Here is a 9996-nt window from a genome sequence, read left to right as displayed (position 1 = left end):
GGCGCCGGGCGCGGGTGCCGGGGCGGGCGCGGGACCGGGCCGCTCGGCGGGCTGCCGCGCGGGCGTGCCCTGCTCGCCGGGCCGGTCCGTGCGCCGCTCGGCGGCGTGGGCCGCCGCGGCGGGCGCGACGTCGCCGTCCGCGAGGCCGCCGGGAAGGGCCAGGAGGCGGGTACGGCAGGCCGGGACGAGCGGGACGGTCTCCTGGGCGCGCTCGCCCGCCCTGCGGGCCGTGCCGCGGGCCAGACGGGCCCGTACGTCCTGTTCCGCGAGGACCTGGCAGCGGTCCAGGAGGGCTGCCGCTGTGGGGTTGCCGCGCAGCGCCCGCAGCGCCGCGAGATCGTCCGCGACCGGCCGGTACCCGGCGCCCAGCGCCTCCTCCAGGAGCGCGAGGTACCCGGCGGCGGTGCCGGGCAGGGCGGCTCGGTAGCGGCCGAGGTCGGCCACGAGGAAGGCGCGCAGCCTGGCCCCCTCCCGTACCGCCTCGTCGAGCGACTCGGCGAGTCTGAGGCAGTCCTGAACGTCCTCGTCGGAGGCGGTACCGGGGTTCAGGGCGAGGGCGAGGGCGCGGCGGAGCACACGCAGCTCCTCCGTGCCGAACGCCATGCCGCCGCGGGATCCGTATGGCGTGGGCATGCACGCGACCCTACGCGCCTAATCAGACAAAACCGCCACAATCCGGGCCTGCGCCACGCCCCGACCACCCGCCCGGCAGCACACCGGACCCCGTGGCCCCGGCCGGTGCCGCTGTCCGTGTGACCCGTCGTCGGCCCGCCCCGGGCGCTCTCCCGGTCCACGGGGCCCGGCGCCCCGCCGGCCCGGCCGTGCCGGGACGGACCTGTTGCGCCGTCGGCCTGCCCCGGCGTGCCGGCCGAACAGGACCCGGGCGTACACGACGGTCGCCGTCGCGATGATCGTCGGGACGACCGCGAGCGCGAGTATGCCGACCGACGCGTGGTCCTCGCTCTGTCTGCCGTACTGATCGCCGTCGTCGATCAGCAGCCGGTAGCCGAACCGTGCCCACATCGCCAGCGACAGCAGCCCCCACCCGACCGACCACTTCTCGACCCGGTGCCCCGGCCCGGCGGAACGGTTCGCTGTCGGCCGTCGTCCTCGTCCCCTCTGCGCTTCGGTGATCGGCCGTCATCGTCCGTCACCGCGCGCACGCCGCTTCAGCGCCCCCACGGCCGTCCCGGCCGATGCCGTGGGTGCCGGTCCCGGCGCGCCCGTACGGCCAGGGGGACCGGCGGGCGGGCGCGGTGTCGGGTTCCGGTACCGACGCCACGGACGGGCTCGGGGCGCTGCGGGCCCCCGCGGCCGGGTGGGCCGCAGGGGGCGCGGGGGTCGGTCACATGCGGGAGACGTTCCGCTCGTACACCAGTCGCAGGCCGATCAGTGTCAGCCACGGTTCGTGCTCGTCGATCAGCGTCGCCTCGCCCAGCACCATCGGGGCCAGGCCGCCCGTCGCGATCACCGTCACATCGTCCGGGTCGGCCGCCAGCTCCCGCGCCATACGGGACACCACGCCGTCCACCTGGCCCGCGAAGCCGTACACGATGCCGGCCTGCATCGCCTCGACCGTGTTCTTGCCGATGACGCTGCGCGGCCGGGCCACCTCGATCTTGCGCAGCTGGGCGCCGCGCACACCGAGCGCCTCCACCGAGATCTCGATGCCCGGCGCGATCACCCCGCCGACGTACTCGCCGCGCGCGGACACCGCGTCGAACGTGGTCGCCGTACCGAAGTCCACGACGATCGCCGGACCGCCGTACAGCTCGACGGCGGCGACCGCGTTGATGATGCGGTCCGCGCCGACCTCCTTGGGGTTGTCCGTGAGGATCGGCACGCCGGTCTTCACGCCCGGCTCGACGAGGACCGCCGGTACGTCGCCGTAGTAGCGGCGGGTCACCTCGCGCAGCTCGTGCAGCACCGACGGCACGGTCGCGCAGATCGCGATGCCGTCGATGCCGTCGCCCAGCTCGTCGCCGAGGAGCGGGTGCATGCCCATCAGGCCCTGGAGCAGCACCGCCATCTCGTCGGCGGTGCGCCGCGCGTCGGTGGAGATGCGCCAGTGCTCGACGATCTCCTCGCCGTCGAAGAGGCCCAGAACCGTGTGCGTGTTGCCCACGTCGATCGTGAGGAGCATCGCGCTTACTCCGCTTCGCGCAGGTCCAGGCCGATGTCGAGGATCGGCGACGAGTGGGTGAGGGCGCCGACGGCGAGATAGTCCACGCCGGTCTCGGCGTACATACGGGCGGTGTCGAGGGTGAGCCGGCCGGAGGCCTCCAGCAGGGCCCGCCCGCCGACGATACCGACGGCCTCGGAGCACTCCTCGGGGGTGAAGTTGTCCAGCAGGATCAGATCGGCGCCCGCGTCGACGACCTCGCGCAGCTGATGCAGCGTGTCCACCTCGACCTCGATCGGCACGTCCGGGAAGGCCTCCCGTACGGCCTTGAAGGCCTGGGCGACGCCGCCCGCGGCGACGACGTGGTTGTCCTTGACGAGGGCCGCGTCCGACAGCGACATACGGTGGTTGACGCCGCCGCCGCAGCGCACCGCGAACTTCTCCAGCGCGCGCAGGCCCGGCGTCGTCTTGCGGGTGTCGCGGACCTTCGCCTTGGTGCCGTCCAGCACGTCGGCCCACGCGCGCGTGGCCGTGGCGATGCCGGACAGGCGGCACAGGATGTTCAGCGCGCTGCGCTCGGCGGTGAGCAGATCGCGGGTGCGGGTGGTGATCGAGAGCAGTTTCTGCCCGGCCTCGACGCGGTCGCCGTCCTCCACGTGCCGCTCGACCTCGAACGCGTCCGTGCACACGACGGAGACGATCGCCTCGGCGACCCGCAGCCCCGCCACGACGCCCGCCTCACGGGCGACGAAGTCGGCGGTGGCGACGGCCTCCTCGGGGATGGTCGCGACGGTCGTCACGTCCACGCCGTGGTCGAGGTCCTCCTGGATGGCCATGTGCGCGATGTCCTCGACCTCCACGGGGTCGAGGCCGGCGTCGGCCAGGAGCTCGGCGAGCGCGGGGTCGAGCCCGCACTCCAGGTATTCCTCGTCGCCGGCGCCGCAGCCGCAGCCGTCGCCGCAGCCGCCGTCCTGCACGAGGGGGAGTTCGTTGCTCACTTCTGTCACTGCTCCTGGGGACGCTGGGTCGGGGGGAAGTCCGCGGTGTCCGTGGTGTGCACGGCCAGGGAACGGTCCGGGTTCAGCCGTACGACGATGTGGCGGCGCCAGGCCGTGTCGTCGCGCTCGGGCAGGTCCTCGCGCCAGTGGCAGCCGCGGGTCTCCTCGCGCATGAGGGCGGCGGCGACCAGGACACGGGCCACGCACATCAGGTTGGTGGTCTCCCAGGTGTCCACACCCGGCTCGGCGGTCTTGCCGTTCTCGTCGAGCGCGTCGCGGGCCTCGCTGTGCAGCTGTTGCAGCTGCTCGGCGGCGGTGCGCAGGGAGTCGGCCGAGCGCAGCACGCCCGCGCCGTGGGTCATGATCCGCTGGATGGCGAACCGGGCCTCCGGGGCGAGCAGCGGGTGCGCCGGCGTCTGCGGGTAGGGCACCGGTTCGGGCACGCGCGCGTGGAGGCCCTCGGCGGCACGGGCGGCGGCGATGTCGGCGGCGATCCGCTCCGCGTAGACCAGGCCCTCCAGCAGCGAGTTGGAGGCGAGCCGGTTGGCGCCGTGCACACCGGTGCATGCGACCTCGCCGCACGCGTACAGCCCCGGCACGGTCGTACGGCCGTGCGAGTCGGTGCGGACGCCGCCGGAGGCGTAGTGGGCGGCCGGGGCGACCGGGATCGGCTCGCGCACGGGGTCGATGCCGTGGGCGCGGCACGCGGCGAGGATCGTCGGGAAGCGCTGCTCCCACATGTCGGCGCCGAAGTGACGGGCATCGAGGTACATGTGCTCGGCGTCCTGCTGCCGCATACGGCGCAGGATGCCCTTGGCGACGACGTCGCGGGGCGCCAGTTCGGCCAGTTCGTGCTGCCCGAGCATGAAGCGCACGCCGTCCGCGTCGACCAGGTGGGCGCCCTCGCCGCGGACCGCCTCGGAGACCAGCGGCTGCTGGCCCTCGGCCTCGGGCCCGAGGAACAGCACCGTCGGGTGGAACTGGACGAACTCCAGGTCGGAGACCTCCGCGCCGGCGCGCAGGGCGAGCGCGACGCCGTCGCCGGTCGACACGGCCGGGTTGGTCGTGGCGGAGAACACCTGGCCCATGCCGCCGGTGGCGAGGACCACGGCGGGGGCGTGCACGGCGCCCACGCCGTCGTGCTGGCCCTCGCCCATCACGTGCAGGGTGACACCGGCGGTGCGCCCGTCGGCGTCGGTGAGCAGGTCCAGCACGAGCGCGTTCTCGACGGTGCGCAGCCCGCGCGCGCGGACCGCCTCCACGAGCGCGCGGGAGACCTCCGCGCCGGTGGCGTCGCCGCCCGCGTGCGCGATGCGGCGCCGGTGGTGGCCGCCCTCGCGGGTGAGGGCGAGGCCGCCCTCGGCGGACTCGTCGAACCGGGCGCCCGTCGCGATGAGCCGCCGTACGGCGTCGGGGCCCTCGGTGACGAGGATGCGCACGGCCTCCGTGTCGCACAGGCCGGCACCGGCCACGAGCGTGTCGTCGAGGTGCTGTTCGGGGCTGTCGCCCTCGCCGAGGGCCGCCGCGATGCCGCCCTGCGCCCAGCGGGTGGAGCCGTCGTCGAGGCGGGCCTTGGTGACCACGACGGTGCTCAGGCCGGCCGCCTCACAGCGCAGGGCCGCGGTCAGGCCGGCGATGCCGGAGCCGACGACCACCACGTCGGCGTCGATGGACCACCCTGGGGCGGGGGCGTGCAGTCGTATGCCTGTGCTGGTCACGAGGCGGCTCCGAAGGTGAGGGGGAGGTTGTCGATCAGCCGGGTCGTGCCGACCCGGGCGGCGACGGCGAGGACGGCCTCGCCGGTGTAGCCGGCCTCGATCTCGGTGAAGTCGGACGGGTCGACCAGCGCCAGGTAGTCCAGTTCGAGGGGCGGGTCCAGCCGGGCGGCGTCGTCCAGGACGGCACGCGCGGCGGCCCGCACGGCCGCCGGGTCGCCCGCGGAGGCCTTGGCGACGGCGTGCGCGTCGGCGGCGGCACGGGACTCGCCGATGGCGCTCAGCGCCTCGGCACGCGCGTGCGTGGCGGGCACCTCACGCGCGCGTGCGGCGAGCGCCTCCTGCGCGGCGAGCCGGTCCCGGCCGGCGAACAGGGCGCGGGACAGGGCGAGCGCGGTGCGCCGCTCCCGCGCGGACAGGTAGCGGTTGCGGCTGGACAGGGCCAGCCCGTCGGCCTCGCGCACGGTGGGGACGCCGACGATCTCGATGCCGAAGTTCAGGTCGCGCACCATGCGCCGGATCAGCGCGAGCTGCTGCGCGTCCTTCTGCCCGTACAGCGCCACGTCGGGCCGGGTGAGGTGGAGCAACTTGGCGACGACGGTCAGCACGCCGTCGAAGTGGCCGGGGCGGGAAGCGCCCTCCAGCCGCTCGCCCATGGGGCCGGCGCTGACCCGGACCTGGGGTTCGCCGCCCGGGTACACCTCGTCCACGGACGGGGCGAAGACGACGTCCGCTCCGGCCTGTTCGGCGACCTTCAGGTCGGCGTCCAGGGTGCGCGGATAGCGGTCCAGGTCCTCGCCGGCGCCGAACTGCAACGGGTTGACGAAGACGGTGACGACGACCTCGCCGTCCGCGCCGGCGATCTCCCGCGCGGTGCGGATCAGGGTGGCGTGGCCCTCGTGCAGGGCGCCCATGGTCATCACGACGGCACGGCGGCCGGTACGCGCGCGTGCGCTCAGTTCGTCGGTGGTGCGCAGGAGGGTGGTGGTCATCGGGCGTGCCCTTCGGTGCCGTCGGTGCCGTCGCTCGGGGAGGTGCCGGGCCCGCCCGCGTCGGCGAGGACGCCCAGCAGGTCCTCGGCGAGTTCCGCCTTCAGCAGGCCGTGCGCGAGTGCCCGGTCGGCGGTCGCGCGTGCCATCGCCAGATACCCGGCGACCGTCTGCGGCGAGTGCCGGCGCAGCTGCTCGACGTGCGCGGCGACCGTGCCCGCGTCACCGCGGGCGACGGGCCCGGTCAGGGCGGCGTCGCCGGAGCGCAGGGCGTTGTCGAGGGCGGCGCCCAGCAGCGGGCCCAGCATCCGGTCCGGTGCCTCGACGCCGGCCTCGCGCAGCAGCTCCATGGACTGTGCGACCAGGGTGACCAGGTGGTTGGCGCCGAGCGCGAGCGCCGCGTGGTACAGCGGGCGCATCTCCTCGGCGATCCACTCCGGCTCGCCGCCCATCTCGATGACGAGGGCCTCGGCGGCCAGCCGCAGCTCCTCGGGCGCGGTCACGCCGAACGAGCAGCCCGCCAGACGCTGCACGTCGACGGGGGTGCCGGTGAAGGTCATCGCCGGGTGCAGCGCGAGCGGCAGCGCGCCCGCGCGGACGGCCGGGTCGAGGACGCGCGCGCCGTACCGCCCGGAGGTGTGCACGAGCAGCTGCCCGGGCCGTACGGCGCCGGTCTCGGCGAGGCCGGACACCAGGCCGGGCAGGGCGTCGTCGGGGACGGTCAGCAGGACCAGGTCGGCGCGGCGGAGCACCTCGGCGGGCGGCACGAGCGGCACGTCGGGCAGCAACTGTGCGGCGCGCCGCCGTGAGGCGTCCGAGACGCCGGACGCGGCGACCGGGCGGTGCCCGGCGAGCTGGAGGGAGGCCGCGAGCGCGGGGCCCACGCGCCCGGCGCCCACGACGCCGACGGTGAGCCGCGCTGGGCGGTCGCTCGGTTCTGGCTGTTGGCTTGTACTCACGCGTCGGCGGCCTTCCGTTCCAGTCCGCTCCGGGTACCGGACGATTTCTCGTCATGTTAACGCTATCGGTGGAGGCGAGGGCCGGTCGTCCACAGGCTGTGGGCTTTCGCACGTCCTTGCGCACAGGGGGCGGGAGCCGCGTGCGCCCGGGCCGGGTCTTCCCCCTGCGCCCGAGCAGGCGCGCGACGTGGCGGGAGCCGCGTGCGCCCGGGCCGGGTGCCCCGCCGCCGGCGCCCGGCACGCGCCCCGGCCGCGGAATCCAGGTGCCCGGCGGCAGCCCCGGAGGGCATGATCCCGGGCATGACCGACACCGAGGGCCACGGCGGCGACCCCGCTCACGGCCGGGACACACCACAGACGGCGGACGTACCCGACAAGACCCTGCGGGAGCGGCGGTGGGAGGCGTACCGGGCGGCTTCGCGCGCGCTGGGCCGCGGCGCCTTCCGCGGCACCCTGCGTGAGCGGCTGGCGCAGCTCGTGGACGCGGCCCCGCAGGTGTACGACCTGGACCGGCCGCCGGACCTGTACGGCGACGGGATCGTCGAGGCGCTGGAGGAGCGGGTCGCCGCGCTGCTGGGCACGGAGGCCGCCGCGTTCTTCCCCACCGGCACCATGGCGCAGCAGATCGCGCTGCGCTGCTGGGCGGGCCGTACGGGCAGCCCCGTGGTCGCGCTGCATGCGCTGGCGCATCCGGAGGTGCATGAGCGGAGCACGTTCAGCGTGGTCAGCGGATTGCGTCCGGTGCGGGTGACGCGTGAGCCGAGGCTGCCGACGGCGGAGGAGGTGCGGGCCTTCGACGAGCCGTTCGGCGCGCTGATGCTGGAGCTTCCGCTGCGGGACGCCGGGTTCGTACTGCCCACGTGGGAGGAGCTGACCGAGGTGGTGGACGCGGCGCGGGAGCGCGACGCGGTGGTGCACTTCGACGGTGCGCGCCTGTGGGAGACCACCACGCATTTCGGGCGTCCCCTGGAGGAGATCGCGGGCCTCGCGGACAGCGTCTACGTGTCGTTCTACAAGTCGCTCGGCGGCTTCGGCGGGGCGGCGCTCGCCGGCCCGGCCACGCTGGTCGAGGAGGCGAAGGCCTGGCGGCACCGGTACGGCGGGCTGATCTTCCAGCAGTTCCCGACGGTGCTGTCGGCGATGGTCGGGCTGGAGCGGGAGCTGCCGCGGCTGCCGGAGTACGTCGCCCACGCGCGCGTGGTGGCCGCCGCGCTGCGGGAGGGGTTCGCCGAGGCGGGCCTGGCGTGGGCGCGCGTGCACCCCGAGGTGCCGCACACCCATGAGTTCCAGGTCTGGCTGCCGTACGACGCCGAAGTCCTGGAGGAGACGGCGGTACGGCAGGCCGAGGAGACGGGGACGCTGCTGTTCGCGGGCGTCTGGTCGCCCGGCGGCCCGGGCCTGGCCTGCACCGAGGTCGGCATCCGGGCCACCGGGCTGGAGTGGAGCGCCGGGGACGTACGGGCGGCGGTCGCCGACTTCGTACGGCGCCTGCCCGCGGCGGGCCGCTGACGGTACGGCACATCCCGTACGGCGGGGGCGGGGTGTGCCGTGGGTGCCGCACCGGTGCCGTCGCTGCGGGCGGCACGGCGCCGGGGTGCCGTCAGTCGAACCGGATGTGCCGCAGGCCCACACCGGCCTGCCGGAGCCGGGTACGCAGGCGGCCCTCGTTGTTGGGCCGCAGGGTCAGTCCGGCCAGGACCGCGATCCGGTCGGCGGTCTTCGGCACGGTGGAGTGGTCGGTCCACAGGTGTTCGGCGAACTCCGGCTCCCGCAGCCGTTCCAGGCAGTGGTCGAGCTGCCGGACGGCCCAGCTGTCGCGGCGCGGCTCGCTGCGCTTGCCCGCGCCGCGCCGGATCAGGTCGCCCACGTGCCGCTCCCGCAGCCGCCGCAGCACGGTGTCGCGTTCGGCGAGCAGCGTGAAGTGCCGTACGTCGTGGCCGAGTTCGCGGAGCCGGCCGACGGTCTCGGCGAAGTACGCGGGGTCGGTGACGGTCATCGGGGCGATGACGACGCCGTCATGACGGGTGAGAGCGAGGTCGAGGACCTCCACCACGCCCTGCCGCCAGGAGGCGAGTTCCTGGAAGTCGCCGCGCAGGTCGGGCGGCAGCATGCGGCGCAGACCGAAACCGGCGTGCTCGGGGTCGCAGATGACGCTGCCGGGCAGGCGGCGCCGGATCTCGTGTGCGGTCTGTGTCTTGCCGCCCCCGAAGGGGCCGTTGATCCACAGCAGCATGCGCAGACCCTACCGGCGGGGCTCGCTCGCGCAACCCCGGTCGACGGCCGTACGCGCGTGGGGTGCTCTGGTCGCCGCGCGGGTCGTACCGCCGTACGCGCGCGTGGGGTGCCGGGTGAGGTCGTCGGCGAGGAGGACTTGCCGACGGACCGCCGTACGCGCGCGTGTGGGGTGCCCTCACCGGGGTGCGGGCGGTCGCCGTGCGGATCGGCCGGCCGTACGCGCGTGCGGGGCGCGCTCAGCCGCGTCCCCCGCCGGCCCGCACCAGCCCCGTCTCGTAGGCGAGGACGACCACCTGGACCCGGTCCCGCAGACCGAGCTTGGTGAGGATGCGGCCCACATGGGTCTTGACGGTCGCCTCCGACAGCACGAGCCGGGCGGCGATCTCGCCGTTGGACAGGCCCTGGGCGACGAGGATCATCACCTCGCGTTCCCGTTCCGTCAGCCGTTCCAGCTCCTTGTGCTGGGGTTCCTTGCCGGTGCTCGGCAGCAGCGGCGCGAACCGGTCGAGCAGGCGGCGCGTGGTGGACGGGGCGACGACCGCGTCACCGCTGTGCACGGCGCGGATCGCGGCGAGCAGCTCCCCGGGCGGCACGTCCTTCAGCATGAAGCCGGAGGCGCCCGCCTTCAGCCCGGAGAAGGCGTACTCGTCGAGGTCGAACGTGGTCAGGATGAGCACCCTCGGCGCGTCCGGCTCGGAGCAGATGCGGCGGGTGGCCTCCACCCCGTCCAGCTTGGGCATGCGGACGTCCATCAGCACGACGTCCACGGGGGTGGTGCGCAGCTCCTGGATGGCCTCGACGCCGTCGCCCGCCTCCGCGACGACCTCCATGTCCGGCTGGGCGGCGAGCACCATCCGGAATCCGGTGCGCAGCAGCACCTGGTCATCGACGAGCATGACGCGGATCGTCATCGGTTCCTCTTCCGGGGGGTCGTACGACGGAGTTCACGGGGTTCACGGGGTTCACGGGGGGTGGGCC

General features: G+C 74.9%; 9 protein-coding genes. 1 reads left to right on the top strand and 8 read right to left on the bottom strand.

Features of this window, described 5'->3' with window-relative positions:
- The 6 genes from MTQ10_RS22385 to MTQ10_RS22360 form a co-directional block, all read right to left on the bottom strand.
- On the bottom strand, nt 1-603 hold a 603-nt coding region (locus tag MTQ10_RS22385), incomplete at its 3' end, for a hypothetical protein (RefSeq protein ID WP_247471440.1).
- Between the two features lie 742 nt (nt 604-1345).
- The gene (locus MTQ10_RS22380; protein WP_247471438.1) at nt 1346-2143 is read right to left on the bottom strand and encodes a type III pantothenate kinase; all 798 of its coding nucleotides are present in this window, start codon (nt 2141-2143) and stop codon (nt 1346-1348) included.
- A gap of 5 nt (nt 2144-2148) precedes the next feature.
- Nucleotides 2149-3129: a carboxylating nicotinate-nucleotide diphosphorylase gene (gene nadC / locus MTQ10_RS22375; RefSeq protein ID WP_247471436.1), complete on the bottom strand. Its 981-nt coding sequence runs from the start codon at nt 3127-3129 to the stop codon at nt 2149-2151.
- Complete coding sequence (locus tag MTQ10_RS22370) at nt 3126-4838, bottom strand: L-aspartate oxidase (protein ID WP_247471434.1); 1713 nt, start codon at nt 4836-4838, stop codon at nt 3126-3128. Before MTQ10_RS22370 ends, nadC begins: the two co-directional genes overlap by 4 nt.
- Nucleotides 4835-5827, bottom strand: coding sequence for a pantoate--beta-alanine ligase (gene panC, locus MTQ10_RS22365; RefSeq protein WP_247471432.1), 993 nt, complete (start codon nt 5825-5827; stop codon nt 4835-4837). The genes MTQ10_RS22370 and panC overlap by 4 nt, the downstream gene beginning before the upstream one ends.
- Nucleotides 5824-6783 carry a Rossmann-like and DUF2520 domain-containing protein gene (locus MTQ10_RS22360; RefSeq protein ID WP_247471430.1) on the bottom strand — a complete coding sequence of 320 codons (960 nt, stop codon included), beginning with the start codon at nt 6781-6783 and terminating at the stop codon, nt 5824-5826. The genes panC and MTQ10_RS22360 overlap by 4 nt, the downstream gene beginning before the upstream one ends.
- A gap of 300 nt (nt 6784-7083) precedes the next feature.
- Between MTQ10_RS22360 and MTQ10_RS22355 the strand changes: the two genes are divergently transcribed.
- Nucleotides 7084-8292 carry a threonine aldolase family protein gene (locus MTQ10_RS22355; RefSeq protein WP_247471428.1) on the top strand — a complete coding sequence of 403 codons (1209 nt, stop codon included), beginning with the start codon at nt 7084-7086 and terminating at the stop codon, nt 8290-8292.
- Nucleotides 8293-8383: 91 nt separating this feature from the next.
- Here the strand turns inward: MTQ10_RS22355 and MTQ10_RS22350 are convergent, their stop codons facing one another.
- A complete protein-coding gene (locus MTQ10_RS22350; protein WP_247471416.1) occupies nt 8384-9016 on the bottom strand; it encodes an AAA family ATPase in 633 nt (210 codons plus the stop codon).
- 238 nt (nt 9017-9254) lie between these two features.
- On the bottom strand, nt 9255-9929 hold the full coding sequence (locus tag MTQ10_RS22345) for a response regulator transcription factor (RefSeq protein ID WP_247471414.1): 675 nt from the start codon (nt 9927-9929) through the stop codon (nt 9255-9257).
- Between the last annotated feature and the right edge of the window lie 67 nt (nt 9930-9996).

The organism is Streptomyces sp. XM83C, from assembly GCF_023072675.1.
Classification (GTDB): domain Bacteria; phylum Actinomycetota; class Actinomycetes; order Streptomycetales; family Streptomycetaceae; genus Streptomyces; species Streptomyces thermocoprophilus.
The sequence above is the reverse complement of the archived record's forward strand: the minus strand, read 5'-3'. Positions and strand labels throughout refer to the sequence as shown.

Coding starts and splice junctions, on each gene's coding strand:
- MTQ10_RS22380 (WP_247471438.1), bottom strand. CDS start 2,143: ATGCTCCTCACGATCGACGTGGGCAACACGCACACGGTTCTGGGCCTC.
- panC (WP_247471432.1), bottom strand. CDS start 5,827: ATGACCACCACCCTCCTGCGCACCACCGACGAACTGAGCGCACGCGCG.
- MTQ10_RS22355 (WP_247471428.1), top strand. CDS start 7,084: ATGACCGACACCGAGGGCCACGGCGGCGACCCCGCTCACGGCCGGGAC.
- MTQ10_RS22350 (WP_247471416.1), bottom strand. CDS start 9,016: ATGCTGCTGTGGATCAACGGCCCCTTCGGGGGCGGCAAGACACAGACC.
- MTQ10_RS22345 (WP_247471414.1), bottom strand. CDS start 9,929: ATGACGATCCGCGTCATGCTCGTCGATGACCAGGTGCTGCTGCGCACC.